Origin of the sequence: Marinospirillum insulare DSM 21763 (assembly GCF_000686905.1) — a bacterium.
GTDB classification, from domain to species: Bacteria; Pseudomonadota; Gammaproteobacteria; order Pseudomonadales; family Halomonadaceae; genus Marinospirillum; species Marinospirillum insulare.
In genome coordinates this window covers 1-18709 of record NZ_JMLW01000038.1, presented here as the reverse complement: position 1 = coordinate 18709, position 18709 = coordinate 1, and the positions used below count along the sequence as shown (strand labels likewise).

The 18709-nt window shown below is 42.9% G+C and carries 17 protein-coding genes; 7 read left to right on the top strand and 10 right to left on the bottom strand.

What is annotated here, in order from left to right:
* From BP27_RS0112310 to BP27_RS0112300, 3 genes are all read left to right on the top strand, one after another.
* Positions 1 to 422 (top strand): transposase (locus tag BP27_RS0112310; RefSeq protein WP_245597848.1); only part of this gene is annotated, 422 nt, incomplete at its 5' end.
* A 213-nt stretch (positions 423 to 635) separates the two neighbouring features.
* Entirely contained in the window at positions 636 to 932 is a 297-nt protein-coding gene (locus tag BP27_RS0112305) for a DUF1889 family protein (RefSeq protein WP_027851805.1), read from the top strand.
* Between the two features lie 136 nt (positions 933 to 1068).
* Entirely contained in the window at positions 1069 to 1491 is a 423-nt protein-coding gene (locus tag BP27_RS0112300; RefSeq protein WP_027851804.1) for an Lcl C-terminal domain-containing protein, read from the top strand.
* Positions 1492 to 1621: 130 nt separating this feature from the next.
* On the opposite strand, the gene BP27_RS0112295 is transcribed toward BP27_RS0112300, so the two are convergent.
* From BP27_RS0112295 to BP27_RS0112270, 6 genes are all read right to left on the bottom strand, one after another.
* Positions 1622 to 2182, bottom strand: coding sequence for a hypothetical protein (locus BP27_RS0112295; protein WP_150112061.1), 561 nt, complete (start codon positions 2180 to 2182; stop codon positions 1622 to 1624).
* A 33-nt stretch (positions 2183 to 2215) separates the two neighbouring features.
* On the bottom strand, positions 2216 to 5509 hold the full coding sequence (locus BP27_RS0112290; RefSeq protein WP_036240258.1) for a DEAD/DEAH box helicase family protein: 3294 nt from the start codon (positions 5507 to 5509) through the stop codon (positions 2216 to 2218).
* Positions 5509 to 6552: a PDDEXK nuclease domain-containing protein gene (locus BP27_RS0112285; RefSeq protein ID WP_027851801.1), complete on the bottom strand. Its 1044-nt coding sequence runs from the start codon at positions 6550 to 6552 to the stop codon at positions 5509 to 5511. Before BP27_RS0112285 ends, BP27_RS0112290 begins: the two co-directional genes overlap by 1 nt.
* A gap of 185 nt (positions 6553 to 6737) precedes the next feature.
* Positions 6738 to 8252, bottom strand: coding sequence for a catalase (locus BP27_RS0112280; RefSeq protein ID WP_027851800.1), 1515 nt, complete (start codon positions 8250 to 8252; stop codon positions 6738 to 6740).
* A gap of 122 nt (positions 8253 to 8374) precedes the next feature.
* Complete coding sequence (locus tag BP27_RS0112275) at positions 8375 to 8971, bottom strand: nitroreductase family protein (protein WP_027851799.1); 597 nt, start codon at positions 8969 to 8971, stop codon at positions 8375 to 8377.
* A 56-nt stretch (positions 8972 to 9027) separates the two neighbouring features.
* Positions 9028 to 9729, bottom strand: coding sequence for a pirin family protein (locus BP27_RS0112270; RefSeq protein ID WP_027851798.1), 702 nt, complete (start codon positions 9727 to 9729; stop codon positions 9028 to 9030).
* A gap of 125 nt (positions 9730 to 9854) precedes the next feature.
* Between BP27_RS0112270 and BP27_RS0112265 the strand changes: the two genes are divergently transcribed.
* The gene (locus BP27_RS0112265; RefSeq protein WP_027851797.1) at positions 9855 to 10781 is read left to right on the top strand and encodes a LysR family transcriptional regulator; all 927 of its coding nucleotides are present in this window, start codon (positions 9855 to 9857) and stop codon (positions 10779 to 10781) included.
* On the opposite strand, the gene BP27_RS16255 is transcribed toward BP27_RS0112265, so the two are convergent.
* The 3 genes from BP27_RS16255 to BP27_RS0112250 form a co-directional block, all read right to left on the bottom strand.
* Entirely contained in the window at positions 10778 to 11752 is a 975-nt protein-coding gene (locus tag BP27_RS16255; RefSeq protein WP_051610560.1) for an endonuclease/exonuclease/phosphatase family protein, read from the bottom strand. The genes BP27_RS0112265 and BP27_RS16255 overlap by 4 nt on opposite strands.
* A 16-nt stretch (positions 11753 to 11768) precedes the next feature.
* A complete protein-coding gene (locus BP27_RS0112255) occupies positions 11769 to 13715 on the bottom strand; it encodes a methyl-accepting chemotaxis protein (protein ID WP_051610559.1) in 1947 nt (648 codons plus the stop codon).
* A gap of 107 nt (positions 13716 to 13822) precedes the next feature.
* Positions 13823 to 14203 (bottom strand): thiol-disulfide oxidoreductase DCC family protein, encoded by a 381-nt coding sequence (locus BP27_RS0112250; protein ID WP_027851795.1) that lies wholly within the window; start codon positions 14201 to 14203, stop codon positions 13823 to 13825.
* A 114-nt stretch (positions 14204 to 14317) separates the two neighbouring features.
* Between BP27_RS0112250 and BP27_RS0112245 the strand changes: the two genes are divergently transcribed.
* The 3 genes from BP27_RS0112245 to BP27_RS16250 are packed head-to-tail and all read left to right on the top strand — an operon-like array spanning position 14318 to position 17081.
* Entirely contained in the window at positions 14318 to 14977 is a 660-nt protein-coding gene (locus BP27_RS0112245) for an alpha/beta hydrolase (protein WP_027851794.1), read from the top strand.
* Between the two features lie 33 nt (positions 14978 to 15010).
* Positions 15011 to 15649 (top strand): DsbA family oxidoreductase, encoded by a 639-nt coding sequence (locus BP27_RS0112240; protein WP_027851793.1) that lies wholly within the window; start codon positions 15011 to 15013, stop codon positions 15647 to 15649.
* Positions 15650 to 15662: 13 nt separating this feature from the next.
* A complete protein-coding gene (locus tag BP27_RS16250; protein WP_036240256.1) occupies positions 15663 to 17081 on the top strand; it encodes an MFS transporter in 1419 nt (472 codons plus the stop codon).
* Positions 17082 to 17096: 15 nt separating this feature from the next.
* On the opposite strand, the gene BP27_RS0112230 is transcribed toward BP27_RS16250, so the two are convergent.
* Positions 17097 to 18527, bottom strand: coding sequence for an aspartate ammonia-lyase (locus BP27_RS0112230; protein WP_027851792.1), 1431 nt, complete (start codon positions 18525 to 18527; stop codon positions 17097 to 17099).
* Positions 18528 to 18709: the final 182 nt, after the last annotated feature.

The window sequence follows — 18709 nt, the reverse complement described above, 5'->3', positions numbered from 1 at the left end:
CAGCAGGGCAGACTATCAGTAGTCGAGGCACCCGAAACAATCTCCAAGGTCAACCAACGGCTTATTTTGAAGGGCGATTACTGCAATGTAGACATTGTCCTAAGAAACACCAATGCATGAAAACGCCCTCCGCAGCCAACCACCGCAAAGGTGCAGGCCGACAAGTCAGCTTCCCATTAAATGGAAAAAGAGCAGCCAGTTACACTGACTGGATGAAACACCGTGTGGATAACCCCTTAGGAAAAACCATTTATGCTCACCGCATGTCCGTTGTTGAACCGGTATTCGGCAATATCGGTACGAACAAAGGGTTGAACCGCTTTAGCCTGAGGGGAAAAACTAAGGTGCAAGGCCAATGGCAACTCTTTTGCTTGGTACACAATGTTGAGAAGCTGGCTCGTTATGGCAAACTGAGTCAATAAAGGGGCTGATTAGCCCATAAAACGCATTAAAATCACGTATAAGTAGAAATTCATTAGAAGCCAGCAGCAAAAAGCAAGAAATACACGGAATAAATAAGTTGCCAGCTATAAAATGGGCAACACAATATAAATAACAAAAAACGAGCTGTTGGTGGGAAAAGCTGGTTGAAAACAGGTTTTTCTACAGCCTCGTTATGCATGCAAGGAGAATATATGGACAATATGTTGGAAAAAGCCTTTGAATCGCTTTCTCTCACATGCAATAAGTCAGGACTGCATGCATTGGACGAGGATAGGATCAAGGTAACGTTGCGGGCTCTTCACAAAAACGGGGTACCCATCGACATTCAACTTCTAGATGCTTGGTTAGCTGACCATGATTGGCAAAAGAATCCGCGAAAAGTTGTTATTTCCTGGGCTGAAGCAGTTTCGAGTGGTGGGCGTGTCCAAGTAAAACATAAAGAGAGTGCGCCCACGGAAAAAGAGATTTGGGAACGATTAAATGCATAAAAACGTTATGCACGCCCACTAAACTGAAAAAAATTAATGCAGTAATAAGAGTTGGTGAACGATGGTACGTACTACAACGTCCTTTTGAACGTGTAAAGCTCAAAAGGGTAAACCGGTTGAAAAAAAGATGTGTATTATGTCAAAAAAACGAAGCGAGGATGTTTGGTTAGATCCTGAAACTGGGCTGATGTGGCAAACGGCAACAAGCGATAATAAGATAGGTTGGAAGGATGTAGATAGATATGCTGAGCAATTAAACCAATTAAATTATGGAGGCTATAGCGATTGGAGAGTGCCAACTAGATTTGAATTAGAAACGCTAAATACTGTAAAACCTTGTTTCATAAAAGGTGGCCCTAGTTCAGGAATTTTTATTAAAGAGCCGCTTTTGCATTCAATGGATTTTGATCATCAGTCTTTTTGGACATCAAGCCAAGCTGATGAAATAGATGGAGAAAGAAGAGCGCGTGCATTCCTTGTCAATTTTTTTTCCGCAAAGAATGGGGCACATAGTGGTTATACTTGTTATCCCAAATATGTGAGGTGTGTTCGTGACTGATATGAAAAACTTCATTTTCAACCACGTTTCTTAATTAAGCTATTCGTAGCTGGTTGGAAAAAAAAATCTAATTGGTCAAGTAGCCAAAAACATTATGCATGCCCTCTCCGTCACCCAAGTTATCCGGCAATCACCACTGCATCATAGCTAGTACACGTTGTCCATTTATGTAATAGCACATAAGTAGTGATATTATTTCAGGTGGAAGCATCAGTTCTTTGGTCATTCCATTGGGGTGTGAAGTTCGTGTAACTCCACCTGAAAAAGTTTTAGCTTCTTTATCGTAAAAGCCAAAAGAATCACCGATTAATCGCACATCACTTAAAAGTTTACCGTGCTTTTTATCTACTGCTTTACTTATGGTAAGTGTACCCATTGGCTCGTAGTTAGATATCATTAAGGTAACAAACTGCATTACACGGTCATGCAGCTTATCGGATTCCATTATGAGCTGATAAAAAGCGTAGGCATCATCCTTGGTGCAAAGCTTTTCAAACAGAGCAAGTGCATGGGCTACCATTTTTGCAACAACTGGGTCCTTTTCTGCAAACCTTATAGCGATAGAGTTCCTTGTAATTGGTAGCATTACAGACAGATACCCATCACTGTCTACGACTGCTCCGTCACGCATATACTGCTTTAAATCTTCCTGACAGTTCGATAATGCTACTTTGTGATTTTTTATAAACAAACTATTATTCGTCCTTTTCGTAACCTTTTAAGCTTATTCCTGCCTTAGCCTTGCAAACATTCTTTCTATGTAACTATCTCGGTTATTGGTCATTAGCAGTACGTGCATGGCTTCTAGCTCATCTTCAGACTTGTCCCATTGCAGTTGTGCGTAGTCAGTCCAAGACAAGATAAAGCTATTAAGTACCACATCAGGATCTTTTAGTCGTTTTTCTACATCTTTGATTTTTTTGTGGAAGAGTACTTTTTCACTGCCTGGTCCTTCATGTAACAGGCCATGAGGTTCTATAAAAGTAACGTACTGCTTGCCGTTTATCAGCATCCACAAAATAAAGTCTGGGTAGAATCCGCCAGCTTCAAAGAAACCAACACCTTTACCACGGGTTCGGTTACGCAATAAATATAACTCAACACCATCTTTATCTAGGTCTGCTTTATTTTCGTCACACCAGTCTTTTAAGTCAGTAACAAACTGGAATTCACTTTCGTTGAGTGCCACAGGTTGAATAGAGATTTTACTGCCACGCCTAAGGTGCAGTAGGGGCTGGAACAGGTGTTGGTGAAGGTTAATAGCACTTAAATCACCAACTTTTAGTAAGTCATCCTTTTGTTGCTCTAAGTTTAGTTTTACCTGTTCAATGGCTTGAATTAACTGTTCTTCACTGCCATCAACAATGACTTGGTAAAAATCTTCCTGAGGAATGTTTTCATCGGCTGCGGTAAGTTCACGTAGCTCTAGGCGAGGCTCCATAAACTCACGCTTGCAGTAGTTGTAGTAGCGTTCGGCATAGCGTTTAAGTAGCTCACTGGCTACTTGTTGAAGTAATAAGACACCTTCAAAGCTACTTGGGTTTAAACGTGCTGCCGGTAAGAATAGTGTGTACCAGCTGGAATTTTTCAGTAGTTGCTGAATACCAGCCTTAGTTATATTCAAGTTGTACCAACTGCGTTCATTTTTAAAGCGTTCTAACTCAAAAAATAGCTGGTCATAATCTAACAAAGCTAAATGCTGTTCGCGGAGAAGGGCAGTTTCTTTTTGTAGAAGAGTGGTAGTACCGCTTGAACGAATGGCAGCAATGCGTGGATACCAGTCAGCAACCACCTTATTAAGTGTTAAGTAGCTGGGAGCTTGCTTAAGAGTCGGAATGCGAGCATCTATTTTAAAATCGTACTCTTTACCATTATCATCTTTGAGTTTAGGTCGCAGCGTTTTTAGCTTTTTTCCAAAGTCGTAGGTTACGTTTAATGGAATCTGAATCACTTTACGGCGCTCGTTACCTGGCAAGCCTTCATCTTGTAAATATTGGCGAAACTTTTCCATAAAGTCGGCTTGAATACCAAATACATTTAAGGTTTCTAGCTCTTGGATAAAGGCAGGTACCTTTTGCGCTAAGGAGTGGCCGCTACGTTTAAGGCTCCACTGATGGCCTTTTAAGCGTACGCCGCGTCCAAACAACTGAATAATTTGTGCACCTTCGCTACTACCTACATGCATAAGGCCAAGCGTACTTACTCGCCAACAGTCCCAGCCTTCAACAAACTTTTTAGCACCAATTAATAGGTTAATAGGGGAGTTGGATTCACGCACACTGGCAAACATGGCTTGGTTAAAATCACTATCAGTCACAGTGAGTGGAATATTATCCTGTACTGCTAGCTGCTCTAGGTGATCGCAAAGAGTTTTGGTTTCGCCCACATTAATTAAACCAAATGGGGTTTCACTGCTGCCAACGCGCAAAGCAATTTCACCGGCATCACCTCTAATGCGTTCTAATACCAGTTGGCCACCAGCAGGCTGGTTAAATAAACGCATAAGAATGTCCCGATATAAATCGGTAACGGTTTCTCCTGCATTTAAAAATTGGGCTAAGTAGTTAAAAGCACTTTCAAAAATATCGTTGCCATTAGCATCTAACAGGCCAGTATCTTGCCCTTTACTACTAAGAACTTCTTGTATACGGCGCACAGCAGCTTGTTCATTGCTAAGAAATTCAGCCATAAACTGAATAATTAATGCTACGTCGGTAGCTACAAGCTGTTCTTGTTTATTCATTTTGGTAGAAGAAACAGTATTACCAACAAATACCCACAAAGGTTTTTCGATGTGAAAATCAGCTAATTCAGTTTTTTTATCGTCATAAATACGTAGCTGTTGGTAAAATTTAAGCAGGCAAGCAGTAATGTAAATAGCCTGAGATTCATCAAAAGATTTGGGTAGGTTAAGAATTTGATAGTCTTTACCAAAACCGTCTTCGTAAAACCAGCGGTAAGAATAATCAAACAGCACAGCTTTAGCGTAGTTATCTTCTAGCTGCGTACCTACCACGGCCTGCTCGAAGGTGGCTGAATACTCAAAAGCGAAACCTTTGTCGCTGAGGGCTTCACGGCGACGCGACCAAACACCTTGCTCATTACCGCTCATACCACGGTGGCCTTCATCTACTAGCAATAGGTTTTGGTCACCTAAACTACGTGTTGCAATGGTGTTAGGGCCTTCCTTATCTTCTAGTTTGGTTATTTCTAATACATCGACTCGGTTTAAACCCGAAGCTGCACCAAAAAGCCCTCCACGAGAACCTACATAACTACCCGAAGAAATATCACTGGCATGAAATTCATCAACATGCTGCTTAGACAAATCAGCATTAGGGGTAATTAAGATAACGCGAGAAAGCTCATTTTCTTTGCCATATAAAGCAGCATAATGACGGTATTGCAGTAAATTTACGTGCATTAATAAGGTTTTACCGCTGCCCGTAGCGTTTTGTAGGCACAGCTTGTTTAGATCTTCAAAAGCGTAGTGGGCTAAGTCATCGTAATCTTGATAGTGCTGGTTAAAACGCTCAATGAAAGCATTCAACTCTTCAAGCAAATTATTTCGGTCAGCAAAATAGCGGTCTAAATACACCTCAACAAATAACAGAGTTAGCCATTGGTAATACTTCCATTGTATTGGTCGATGACGTTTTTCATTAATAGCCTGAGTGTGGCGTACAATATTCTGCTCATAGGCCATTAGCTGGTCACGGTTAATGTGTAGGCCTTCAAGCTGTATACCAGCAGTACTAAATAGGGGACTGTTGGCTAGGTGATGAAAAAAGTGGTGTAAGTTGTCTTTATCCAGGCCTTCTAATGCAGGGTTACGAATAGGTTCGGCTAGCTTATGGAAAGGGCGAATCGTTTTGCCCTGCAGCTTATGCTCAGCTAAAGGATCAATACCAAACAGGCTTATCAGCCACTGGTTAAGTATAAGTTTATTGCGAAAAGCCAAGGCTTTAGCTTTTTTAGACTTTCTTTTAGCGGTAGTTTTCACTTTGACAGACTGCATTAATTTTCCTTTAACCCTTGCTCTATCTGCTCAATGCTAGGCAAGCTGGTTTGTAATTCTTTGGGCAGAGATTCCACTAATTGATATTCTGCTACGCCAAGCGGCTGGCTTTTATCGTGCAGTGCATATTCTGCTACTACTTTGTTTTTGCTTTTACATAACAGCAAACCAATGGTTGGATTGTCTTCTGCTGCTTTAACTTGCTGGTCAATGGCTGTTAGGTAAAAGCTTAGCTGACCCAAGTGTTCAGGCTTAAACTTATCAGCTTTAAGCTCTATCACAACATAACAACGTAGTTTTAAGTGGTAGAACAAGAGGTCAATAAAGAAGTCATCGCCCCCTACTTCTAAATGTACTTGTCGCCCAACAAAAGCAAAGCCAGCACCTAGCTCTAATAAAAACTGGGTAATGTGCTTAACTAAAGCATCTTCGATATCACGTTCATAAGCTTCATTGCCAAGATGCAAAAAATCGAATAAATAGGGGTCTTTAAATGATTGGCGTGCCAAGTCAGTATTGGGTTCAGGAAGTCGTTCTGCAAAATTGGTAACGGCTTTACCTTCACGTTCAATTCTTCGTGTTTCTATTTGCATCTCTAATATAGAACGAGACCAGCCATGCTCTACTGCACTTTGTGCGTAAAGTGTGCGTAGTTCTTGGCTTTTTAGTTTGCTTAGTAGTACTAAATTGTGACCCCAAGGTAATTGTGCAACAGCCTGTTGCACAATTGAGTTATCTGGCCAAGCTTCAGCAAAAGCACACATATATTGTAAGTTTCGTAGTGAAAACCCTTTCATTTCAGGGAAGGCAATTCGTAAATCATGCGAGAGGCGTTCGATAACCTTAGCACCCCAACCTTGCTCAGTTTGACGCTGCAAAATATCTTGGCCTATTTGCCAATAGAGCAAGACAAGCTCACGGTTTACGGCAAGCGCCGCTCGTTGTTGTGCAGTTTGAATGCGGTTTTTTAAATCTGCTAACCAATTGCCGTAGTTTTCTGGCATAGGTATTAAGGAGGCTGGCACTGCATCTTTTTTGGTCATACTAATCTACCTTCTTGGCGAACTGTCAAATATTTTTTGACAGTTGCTTCTGGCGCTAACTCACCATCTTCTGCTTGGTAAACTAAAAACTGGCCTTAGGGCTGGTTTTTTCATTTATGGCTTACAAATCAGCGATTACGCTCCCACAACTTTGTTATCGTTGTGAGAGCTTTAGTAAGTCAGTATTACTCTGCTAATTCAGGTTTGGCAGACAATTCTTCGGGTGACTTAACCGACATACCTAACGCCTTGGCTATCCCTTCACCATAGGCGCGGTCGCAACGGGTGCAATTGTCGATGTGGCGCTGTTTAATAAAATCGGGAGCATCGCCCATATTCCGTGCTGTATTTTCAAATAATACCTGCTGCTGCTCAGGCGTCATCAGCTGAAATAGTTTGCGCGGCTGGCTGTAATAGTCGTCATCATCCTCGCGGAAATCGAACATAGCTGCATTTCCGTCAATTTTAAGCGGTGGCTCTGCATATTCTGGCTGATCTTGCCACTGGCCAAAGCTGTTTGGCTGATAATGCGGTAAGCTGCCGTAATTATCATCTGCCCGCCCAGCACCATCCCGATGGTTGCTCATGACCGGACATTTAGCAGCATTAACCGGCACCTGTTGGTAGTTCACGCCTAGGCGATATCTTTGTGAATCTGGGTAGTTGATGAGTCGAGTCTGCAGCATTTTATCTGGAGAGACGCTAATACCAGGTACAAGGTTCGAGGGTGAGAAGGCTGCCTGTTCAACATCCATATGATAGTTTTCTGGGTTACGGTTCAGCTCGAACTCACCTACCTCGATAAGTGGGTAGTCGCCTTTATACCAAACCTTGGTTAAATCGAAGGGGTGTACTTGGTAGGTTTCGGCTTCGGCTTCAGGCATGATTTGCACGTACATTTTCCAACGTGGGAAGTCACCACGTTCAATCGCTTCATAAAGGTCGCGCTGATTGCTTTCACGGTCATCAGCAACCACTGCCGCTGCTTCGGCGTCAGTCAGATTTTCAATGCCTTGCTGGGTTATAAAGTGGAACTTTACCCAATAGCGCTCACCTGCCTCATTCCAAAAGCTGTAGGTGTGGCTACCAAAACCATGCATGTGTCGGTAGCTCTTAGGAATACCACGATCCGACATAACCACAGTCACCTGGTGTAGAGCTTCTGGCAGCAGTGTCCAGAAATCCCAGTTGTTGGTGGGCGAACGCATGTTGGTTTTTGGGTCGCGTTTTACAGCTTTGTTTAGGTCTGGAAACTTCTTAGCATCTCGCATGAAGAACACAGGCGTGTTATTACCCACCATGTCCCAGTTGCCTTGCTCGGTGTAGAACTTAAGTGCGAAGCCACGAATATCACGCTCGGCATCAGCGGCACCACGTTCGCCTGCTACAGTGCTGAAGCGGGCAAACATTTCGGTTTTTTTACCTACTTCACTGAAAATACTAGCGCGGGTGTAGCGGGTAATATCATTGGTTACGGTAAAGGTGCCAAATGCCCCAGAACCTTTGGCGTGCATACGTCGCTCAGGGATAACTTCACGCACAAAATTGGCAAGTTTTTCGTTTAGCCAAATATCTTGGACTAGCACAGGGCCACGCTTGCCAGCGGTCAGTGAGTTTTGGTTATCGACTACGGGTGCACCAAAAGCGGTGGTTAGATGTGATACTGGGCATTTGCCCTGGTTCGTTTTTTTATCGGCCATGATTATTTCCTCTGCCTAGGTTTTAGCCTGAAAGCCATAGAGGACAATCATGGCCTAATATTCACCGGTAGGTAAAGAAGTGGTTCTTAAAAAAGAACCACTTCCAGTACTAGAAAGTATTTTTATTGGACGATAAAGCGGTCTTCATCAGCCATAAATTCTTTTTCTGAAAACTCACCCTGGTGTGAGCCAAAAGGCATTTGGGCGCGTAGTTTCCAGCTAGCTGGCACCTTCCACTCTGCTGCTACGGCTGCATCTGGTAGTGGGTTATAGTGCTGCAAGCTTGCACCTATATTGGCTTCAGCTAGCGCAGTCCATACCGCAAACTGAGCAATACCTGTGGAATGCTCTGACCAAATTGGGAAGTTATCGGCATAAAGTGCAAAGTTTTCTTGCAAGCCTTTTACAACATCCTGATCTTCATAAAACAAGACCGTACCTGCGCCCGCAGCGAAGCTATTAACTTTTTCTTCAGTGGGTGCAAAGTTTTCTGCTGGAACAATTTTTTGCAATTCGTTTTTAACAATCTCCCAAAACTTTTCATGCTGAGCGCCGTGTAAAATTACTGCACGCGAGCTTTGCGAGTTAAAAGCAGAGGGCGATTGGCGTATAGCTTCTTTAATTAGCTCTGTTACTTCTTGCTCTGCTAAAGGTAAATCTTTACCTAAGGCATACTGACTACGACGATTTTTAATTGCTGCTAAGTATTGCTTAGTCATTTAATAGACTCCTGTTTAGTTTCTAAAATTAGTTTTCTTTACTTTAAAATTGCTGCTTAGCTTGCATCTACTAAAACCAGCTCAGCATCTTCTAATGCTGTTATAACAATTTTTTCTTCTTGCTGAATGGCTGCACCATCCCGAGCATTTAATAGCAGGCCATTTACTTCAACCTTACCTTTAGCTGGCACTAAATAACCATAACGATTAGCACTAGCAAAGCTATATTCTAGTTGCTCACCCGCTTTTAATGTTGCACCTAAAACTCGTGCGTCGGTACGAATTGGCAAGGCTTCCGTATCTTCAGAAAAACCACTGGCTAAGGCAACAAAACTGCCAGCACGTTCATTTTTTGGAAAAGGGCGCGTTCCCCATGAGGGACTGTTAGGCTTTTGGTTTGACTCAATCCAAATTTGGAAAATGCGTGTTTCTACTGCTTCCAAGTTGTATTCAGAGTGTATAATACCGCTGCCAGCACTCATTACTTGCACATCACCCGCTTGGGTGCGACCTTTATTACCTAGGCTGTCTTCATGGGTAATGGCACCTTCCCTAACATAGGTAACAATTTCCATGTTTTTATGGGGATGTGGTGGGAAGCCTGTGTTGGGTTGAATTACATCATCATTCCAAACGCGTAATGAACCCCAGCCCATGCGTTTTGCATCGTAATAACTGGCAAAAGAAAAATGGTGTTTAGCATCTAGCCAACCGTGGTTAGCTCCACCTAAGCTTGCAAATGAACGATGTTCAATCATAGCGTTTCCTTTAACTCAAAGTTATTTAACAGGGTTAGAGTTTAGTGTTTTGTCCTAGTGTCGAGAATCCCTAAAATGGAATAGCAGCCTTTCTAATTTCGATAACTCATTTTAAGGTGTGAAAAGTGCAACCTCTACCTGATTTTGAAGCTTGGGCTATTTTTGCCACCATTGCTCGTGAAGGCTCTTTTGCTAAAGCAGCAAAAGTTTTAGGTGTGTCTCAAGCAACTGTTTCCAAAGCCATTACGCGCCTAGAAGAACGTACTAAAACTACTCTTTTTCATCGCACCTCACGCGGAATATCTCTAACAGAAAGCGGCTATAGCGCACTAGAGGGCGCTAATGATCTGCTTAATAGGGGTAAAGAGGTGGAGGCTGACATTAAAGAACAGTCAGAAAACTTACGTGGCTTAATTCGTATTTCATCGCCTATGTCTTTTGGGCAAAGTAACCTAGCACCTTTATTGCCTGATTTTCTTGAAATGCACCCAGATATAGAAATTGATATTCAGTTTAATGATCAGCAGGTTGACTTGGTAACAGGGCGCTTTGATTTTTCTTTACGCATCGCCAACCTAGCAGACTCAAGTTTATTAGCTAGGCGTTTATGCCCTATTCAAATTCTGCTGGTAGGTTCACCTGCTTACTTTGCTAAACATGGTACACCCAAGCACCCAAGTGATTTAGCCGATCATCAAGCCTTGCTTTATACCTACGATAATTATGGTAGTAACTGGCGTTTTACCCATACTCAAGAAGGTGAGTTTAGCCAGACTTTACCGCCTAGTCGCTTGCGCGCAAACAATGGCGATGCTTTGCAACCGGCATTAAAGCATGGTTTAGGCTTGGCTTTACAGCCAGATTTTTTAGTTTGGGAAGGTTTACAAAGTGGTGAACTTGTTCAAGTTATGTCTGACTGGAAGGTGCCACCGCTAGCCTTATATATTGTTACTCCACCCGGGCGATTACGCCCAGCCAGAGTCAATGCTTTAATTGAGTACTTGATTAAGCACCTAAGCTCAGCGCCTTGGAATAAACTTGTAGCAAGTTAAGGAACCTCTGAATAACAGCAGTCTGGCCGATGGTAAATTTTAGAGTTTTTATTACCTCTTACCTTGCCAGTAGAAGGGGTTAGGTCTTGCAAAATAAGCTGGGGTGCCAGGTCAATTGTTGCATTACCTAAGGTCATATAAATGGGTGCATGGTCAGAAACCTGCTTGCGGCTTTTTTTATGGTTAAGTTTTAACAGCTTAGGAAAGTCGATAATACCCGCATCACTTATAACAAACTGGGTGCCTTCTTCTACCCATATATTGTCATAAAGGTTAGCGAAGGTTGCATCTTTACTAGAAAGGGTTGTAGCGCCTTGTGTAATTAATGGGTAGGCCTGTTGCTTTAATAAGTCCCATGCTTTGTTTGAGGGAGCTAAATTAAAGTCGCCCATTAAGGCAAGCGATGTGTTGGGGTAAATCTCTTTTAGCCAATGCCAATAGTCTGCAAGGGCTTTAATCTCAGGTGTACGGTCTTTTATGCCCTTGCCATACAAAATATGTACTGTGCCTAAGGCTAGCTCTTTATGGGTGCGGCGTGATTTGAACTTGGCCGAAAAAGGCTCTCGAATAAAGTTATTTTCTCTGTCTAAGTAAAGAACCGCTCCATCTAGGTATTCAACGGCAGATTCACGCCATAAAAAAGCATACATTTCTTTATAGGTTCTAGAACCAACAGCGTGGGAAGTTAGGCGGCCCCAAGGTTCACCTGTGAGCTTCTCTAACTCTGTTTCTAGTAACTGAATACCTTCTTCTGTCATCACTTCTTGTACAGCCAACAGGTCTAACTTGCTAGCTATAGTGGCCAGTGCAGGGTAGTTTTTATGTTGACCCTGGCCTAGTCGTTGAATATTCCAGGATCCAACAACTAGGTCGTGGGCAAGGGTAGAAAGTGGAAGGCTAAAAACACAAAAAAACAAAAGTAGGGCTAGCTTTTTAGGGCTAACCAGTTGGTTAACTAAAGTTTTAATCAATCGTTTCCTTAAAGTTCTAGAGTTTGAATTTTTTCACTAGGGTTTCTAATGCTTCGGCACGTTTAACCAAGGCTAGGTTTACGCTTTGGGTTTGTTCTGTAGAGCTGCTGCTCTCGGTGGCTAAATCATTAATTCTAACCATGCTTTGGCTAATTTCTGCTGCCACACTGCTTTGTTCACGCGCAGCTTGTGCTATTTGTAAGCCGTAATCATTCACTGAGGCAACACTTTGGCTTATGTTATCTAGGGCTTTTCCAGCATCTTCTGCTTGATTAACACAAACTTCTGCCTGCTTAGTGCCCTGGTGAATGGCCTTGGATACATCGGAAGCAGCTAGTTGCACTTCATCAATTATTTGATGAATTTCACCAGTTGCTTGCTGAGTTCTGCTGGCTAGCTGGCGTACTTCATCGGCTACTACTGCAAAACCACGGCCTGCCTCACCGGCTCTTGCTGCTTCTATGGCTGCGTTAAGCGCTAAAAGGTTGGTTTGTTCTGCAACGGCTGAAATGGTTTCGATAACCTTGCCAATGTTTTGACTGCCAGTATCTAAACGCTCGATAACAACGAGCATTTGATTCATTTCTTGAGATAGGTCGTTAATGGCTTTAATGGTGCTAGTTACTTCTTCTTGACCCTTATGTGTTTCTGCCTGTGCCTGCTCGCTTGCATTCAGGGTTGCATCAGCGTGTTCAGCCATTTCTACAGACGAGGCAGCCATTTGGTTACTGGCCGAGGCTACTAAGTCTGTCTCTGCTAATTGTGAATTAGCTAGTTGGCGACTTTGCTGGCTATTAGTCAGCATTTGGTCAGCAGCAGTAGCTAAGTTGTTAGCGGTTTCGGTTACTTCACCTATGACATGCGCTAGGGTTTCAGTATGGGAATTAAATGCTCCAAAAAGGCTGCCTAGTTCGTCTTTGTACTTGGTTGTTAAGCGGAGGGTTAGATTGTTTTCCATGGCTTTAAGGCGGCTCACACTTTTAGCAATGGGTTTAACTACGCTACGCTGTATTTGCAAAGCAACGCTGATACCCATGCCTAGGGTTAGTAAAATAAGTAACCCCATAAATATCCAAGCTGCACGGGTGGCGGTGGTTACTTGTGCCTTAACAATATTTGCTGGCTCACCTATTAGGTGTACGCCTATGGGTTGGCCTTTATCATTTAAAATTGGCAGGCTGGTAGCAAACCAGTCAGAGGTTAGTTGGGTTGATGCTTTTTGCAAACTGTTTAAATTCAAGCTGCTAGCAAAGCCTCTAGCTCTGTCGTTAAACCAACGATCATTAGCTAGTAAGTAATCACCTATCGCTGAATTTTTAGCTATGCCCGGTGATTCTTTGGCAATGTTTTTGTTCAGTAGCATAATGTAGGCTTGCCCATTGGCCTCAAAGTCTCGACCAACACTGCCCACACCTTGCAAAACCTCTAAGCTGCCTAGGTATTGACCATCATAAAAAATAGGGGCAAGGCCTCTTACTGCAAAGCCACTGCGTCCTGTTTCATCAGAACTGGCAAAGGGGCGTTTTTCAGCGATGATTTTTCTGATACTAGGACGAAATAACAAATCATCGCCGTGTGAGCTAGGGTTCCAGTTACGCAACCAAGACTTACCTTCAGCGGTATGAATTTGAACCCTTAAGCCACGGTAATTAGTTGTTTTAGCATAATGTTTTACTAGGTCATCTAGAATAACCTGTACTTCACTGCGCACATCGGCATAAAGGTATTCTTGAATAAGCTGGTTTTGAGCTAGCATAACTGCTAAACCTAAACCAAACTCTTCTTTAGCTTTTAAGCGCTCTTGTAAAACGATTTTTAAGCTTTCACTGCGTTCATGCATCGCTTCAGCAGCCAGATCATTTCTATGGTTTAGGGTGTAAAGCAAGCCGATAAGTAAAAACACACCACCAGAAAATATTATGGTAGCCAGCAATCTTTGGCGAAGGGTGAGCGATGTAAACACTGTAAATCTCCTTGTATTCATCGTTTCAAGTGAAATGATCTAATGGGCTATATGGTACAAAAATATACACAAAAACACCATTTTAAAACAAGGAGGTTGGTGAAAAGTTAGTTAATACGCGAAGTGAGCCGTTTTGCAACCATGCGGTGGTAAAGCCAAGCAAGGGTGGGGCGAATAATGGGCAGGCCAATAAACCAAGCTAATGGCTTTAACCTAGGTACACGCGACATTAATAAAATATAAGCGGGAAGCTCGCTATGAATTTGCCCTTGCTCATCCTTTACGTGCAGTTCTCTAAGGGCTAGGTCTGGGTCTATTCCCTGCAAGCGCAGTTCTTCATCGCGTCCAGTAATATCTAACCACTCGACTTTATCATCGGTTTTACCTTCCAGTTTTTCATAGCGGCGGCGGTCTTTAACACAAACTGGACAAGCACCATCATAAAATACGGTGAGCTTAGATTGTGTATTGTTGGTAACCTTTGTCATGGTTTTCACTCCTTTATTGGGGGCGATACCTGACTTGACTCTAGCATAATGCGAGCCAAAGTGTTTTTGTACTATCATGCATGTGATGAGCTTTATTAATGAATTGGAGAAACAATGCCTAAGTTAGATGCTTTACAAATTGACACGGGTACCGACCCAAAACATACAGTTATTTGGCTGCATGGTTTAGGAGCAAGTGGTCATGATTTTGAACCTGTGGTACCAGAATTTGCTTTTTCCAAAAGCACTGCTGTTCGTTTTATTTTCCCTCATGCGCCAGAGTTACCTGTTACTGTTAACGGTGGTACGGTGATGCCGGCTTGGTACGATATTCTAGCCATGGATATTGACCGTAAAGTAGATACAGACCAATTAAAAAAATCTGCAAACCTAGTGGCAGCTTTAATTGAAGCTGAAATTGCTCGAGGTGTGCCTAGTAAAAACATTGTTATTGGTGGTTTTTCTCAAGGTGGCGCAGTGGCCTATGAGCTGGCGCTTAGTTACCCCAAACCTTTAGGTGGGCTGTTTGCTTTATCTACCTATTTTGCCACGGCTGACACCATTCATTTAAGTGAAGCCAATCAACATATTCCAATCTTTGTTGCCCACGGTAGTTTTGACCCTGTAGTAGCTGAAACTTTAGGGCAAGCCGCCATAAAACGATTACAAGCAATGGGCTATCAGCCTGAATACCAAAGCTACGGTATGGATCATAGCCTTTGTCTAGAAGAAGTAAGAGATATGGACGCTTTTTTGGCTAAGGTTATTGCTTAAAGTGCAACTGTCTAATCTATTGATAGGACTTATATGAAAAATATACAAATTGATATTGTTTCTGATATTGCCTGCCCTTGGTGCGCCATAGGTTATGCGCGACTAGAAAAAGCTATGCAGCAGTTGGCGTCTGAGTTTGAGTTCACCGTAGAGTGGCGTGCATTTGAGTTGAACCCAGATCACAGTGGTGAAGGCGAACCTATTTTACCTGCTTTGGCTAAAAAGTATGGCCGTAGTGAAGAAGAGTTACATGCTACCCAGGCACAAATGATGGCTATTGCTAAAACGCTAGGTTTGAATTTTGTGAAAATACAGCAGCGGTTAACTTGCAATACTTTTGATGCCCACCGTTTAGTTAAATGGGCTAGAGAAGAAGGTAAGCAAACTGAGATGAAGCAAGCATTGTTTGAAGTGTATTTTGGTGAAGCTAAGGTGGTTTCGGACCAAGAGGTTTTATTAAGTTGTGTTGAAGCTATAGGGTTAGATGCTGTAAAGGCTAAGCAACTCCTAGAGTCAGACCAATATGCCGCTAAGGTTAGAGAGGAGGAAGCCACTTACCAACAGGCGGGTGTAACTTCTGTGCCAGCATTTATTATCAATAATAAGCATCTAATTTCTGGCGCTCAAGAAACAGCGACTTTTGTACAAGCGTTACGTGAGCTAAATACATAACTTAAGGTTTTAAATGTCTAATAACGACCCTATTCGCTGGCGTATTCTTGCCGTTTTGCTAATGGCGATTTTTATGTCGCTGCTCAGTGTCAGCGTGGTAAATGTTGCCTTAGCTTCTATTCAAGAAGGTTTGAATGCTAGTCGCTCTGATATTCAGTGGGTGTTATCAGGCTATGCGCTTACCTTTGGGGTAGTGTTGGTGAGTGCTGGGCGGGCAGGCGACTTAATGGGGCGGGGTGGCTTTTTTATTCTTGGCTTGATTATCTTTATTTCTGCTTCGATTGCCGCAGGTTTAGCACCTGATGCTCACTGGCTTAATGGGGCACGTTTTGTGCAGGGCGTAGGTTCTGGTTTTATGAATCCTCAGGCGGTGGGGATGATTCAACAGTATTTTCAAGGTCCAGAGCGGGGGCGTGCTTTTGGTCTTTTTGGTACTACGGTGGGTGTATCGGTTGCTATTGGCCCAGTGATTGGAGGTTTGCTCATTCAATTAGGTGGTGCAGAGCTTGGCTGGCGCCTGACTTTTCTTATTAATGTACCTGTGGGTTTGATAGCACTGCTGCTGGCTTTCTTATGGTTTCCACGGCCTTTAATTCATAAACCTAAACTTAAAGAGCACAAAGGTTTAAGTTCATTAGACCCTATCGGTGCTTTATTACTAGGTTTGGGTGTACTGGCATTTTTATACCCTTTTGTTGAAACTCATCCATCGGGTTTGCTTTGGTTGTTAGTGCCTGTAGGGCTAGTGCTGTTTTATATTTGGGTGCGCTGGGAGCGTTGGTACACCTTGCGTGGTTACAGCCCTATGGTGGATTTAAAAATATTTGCCACCTCTAGCTACCGCAATGGCAGCATTATTATGACCCTCTACTTTTTGGGCATGACCAGCGTTTGGGTGTTAATTCCTTTATACGTACAGCTTGGGCTGGGTTTTTCAGCTTTTGAGGCAGGTATGGTGGGTATTCCTTCAGCGCTGCTTTCAGCCTATTCAGCTAACTGGGCAGGTAAAAAGGTTAATGACTATGGTCGAAAAGTGGTAATAGGTGGCTTGAGTTTGGCCATTTTTGGGCTGCTTGCCAGTATTGCCGTGGTTATGCTGCATGAATATGTTGGCACTAGTATTTGGTGGTTGTTAGTGTCTTTAAGTTTTTTTGGTCTAGGTCAGGGCTCGATTATTAGCCCTAACCAGACTTTAACTCTTGCTGAAGTACCTTTGGCTTATGCAGGTAGCTCTGGTGCGATAATGCAAACAGGGCAGCGCATAGGTACTTCGGTGGGCATTGCCGTTATTACTGCTTTGGTCTTTACCCTACAACCTTATAGCTCTTGGTCTATTGCAGTTAGCTTTGGTTTGTTGACGATCATCTTTACTGTTTCATTAGCCCTGGCAATGGCTTTTAAAGATTTACGTGATCGTCGTGCCAAAAGTTAACTGCTCAAAGGTTCGTTAAAGCTTTGCAGTTTTTTTGGTTACACTTCTAGGTGCAATCATGTGCTCAGGCTTTAAAATATCAGCTAGAAGCTCTTCGTCAATCAGGTTCTCTTCTCTAATTAATTCCAGCACACCACAACCTGTGGTTAAGGCTTTTTTAGCAATGCGGCTGGAGTTTTCGTAGCCTATATAGGGGTTTAAGGCAGTCACTATGCCAATGGAGTTTTCCATGAGTTCACGGCAGTGCGTTTCATTAGCGGTGATACCTTCAATGCACAGTTCGCGCAGCATATCCATACCACGGGTTGCTAAACGTACTGAGTCAAACATTTTCCAAGCAATTAAAGGTTCCATTACATTGAGCTGTAACTGACCTGCTTCTGCGGCCATAGTCACGGAAAGGTCGTGGCCAATAATTTCAAAAGCAATTTGGTTAACGGCTTCTGGAATGACTGGATTAACCTTGCCGGGCATAATTGAACTGCCTGGCTGACGTGCAGGTAGGTTAATTTCATTAATTCCTGTACGTGGGCCACTGGATAGTAGGCGTAAATCGTTGCTGATTTTTGAAAGCTTGGTCATTAAACGCTTTAGCAAACCAGAAAAGAGCACAAAAGAACCCATGTCTGAAGTTGCTTCTACTAGGTCGGTTGCTGCAGTAATTGGATGACCACTAATGGCAGCTAAGCGTTCAACTGCTATGCCTTGGTAACGTGGGTCTGCATTAATGCCCGTTCCTATAGCTGTTCCACCTAAGTTAACGGGTGTGAATAAATCACTACCTAGTTTTTTTAATAGAGCCAGGTCTTCACGCAGGTTGTTAGCAAAGGCATGGAACTCTTGACCTAAAGTCATGGGAACAGCATCTTGTAGTTGAGTACGCCCCATTTTTAATAAACCAGAAAACTCCTCACCCTTGTCAGCCAAAGTTTGAATAAGGTTCTCTAAGCTAAGGTGTAAGTCATTTTGTCCTAACAGCAAACCCACGCGAATGGCTGTGGGGTAGGCATCGTTAGTAGATTGCGCCATATTGACATCATTATTAGGGTGCAAAAACTGATACTCGCCTTTTTCTTTGCCCATGCTTTCTAGGCCAAGGTTAGCAATTACCTCGTTAGCATTCATATTGGTGGATGTGCCTGCACCACCTTGAATCATGTCAACCACAAACTGGTCATGGTGTTTACCATCAATAAGCTGCTGGCAAGCCTTGGTGATAGCGGTATGCTTCTCAGAGGGTAGGCAGTCCAACTCATGGTTGGCATCGGCAGCTGCCAACTTAACCATGGCTAGCGCACTAACAAAATTGGGGTATTCAGAAAGAGAAACACCCGACAGCTTGAAGTTGTCTAAAGCGCGTAGGGTTTGAATGCCGTAATAAGCATTTTTAGGTACGGGTAGGTCACCCAGGAGGTCGTGTTCTGTACGAAAGGCGTCGATATTCATCTAGTGCAGCTCTCACTTATTTAATGTTTTTTCGGGAGTTTAATAAAATAGCGGTAAGGTGTTTTACCAAGCGATTACAAAATATTTTTGAATCCTGGATTCAACTCTCAAGTGCAACTCATTAAACTAGGATTGGATGGCAAGCTGCTGTAGCATCTTATGCTTTTCAATCGACCAAGAAT

Coding starts and splice junctions, on each gene's coding strand:
- BP27_RS0112305 (WP_027851805.1), top strand. CDS start 636: ATGGACAATATGTTGGAAAAAGCCTTTGAATCGCTTTCTCTCACATGC.
- BP27_RS0112300 (WP_027851804.1), top strand. CDS start 1,069: ATGTCAAAAAAACGAAGCGAGGATGTTTGGTTAGATCCTGAAACTGGG.
- BP27_RS0112290 (WP_036240258.1), bottom strand. CDS start 5,509: ATGCAGTCTGTCAAAGTGAAAACTACCGCTAAAAGAAAGTCTAAAAAA.
- BP27_RS0112285 (WP_027851801.1), bottom strand. CDS start 6,552: ATGACCAAAAAAGATGCAGTGCCAGCCTCCTTAATACCTATGCCAGAA.
- BP27_RS0112280 (WP_027851800.1), bottom strand. CDS start 8,252: ATGGCCGATAAAAAAACGAACCAGGGCAAATGCCCAGTATCACATCTA.
- BP27_RS0112275 (WP_027851799.1), bottom strand. CDS start 8,971: ATGACTAAGCAATACTTAGCAGCAATTAAAAATCGTCGTAGTCAGTAT.
- BP27_RS0112270 (WP_027851798.1), bottom strand. CDS start 9,729: ATGATTGAACATCGTTCATTTGCAAGCTTAGGTGGAGCTAACCACGGT.
- BP27_RS0112250 (WP_027851795.1), bottom strand. CDS start 14,203: ATGACAAAGGTTACCAACAATACACAATCTAAGCTCACCGTATTTTAT.
- BP27_RS0112245 (WP_027851794.1), top strand. CDS start 14,318: ATGCCTAAGTTAGATGCTTTACAAATTGACACGGGTACCGACCCAAAA.
- BP27_RS0112240 (WP_027851793.1), top strand. CDS start 15,011: ATGAAAAATATACAAATTGATATTGTTTCTGATATTGCCTGCCCTTGG.
- BP27_RS16250 (WP_036240256.1), top strand. CDS start 15,663: ATGTCTAATAACGACCCTATTCGCTGGCGTATTCTTGCCGTTTTGCTA.
- BP27_RS0112230 (WP_027851792.1), bottom strand. CDS start 18,527: ATGAATATCGACGCCTTTCGTACAGAACACGACCTCCTGGGTGACCTA.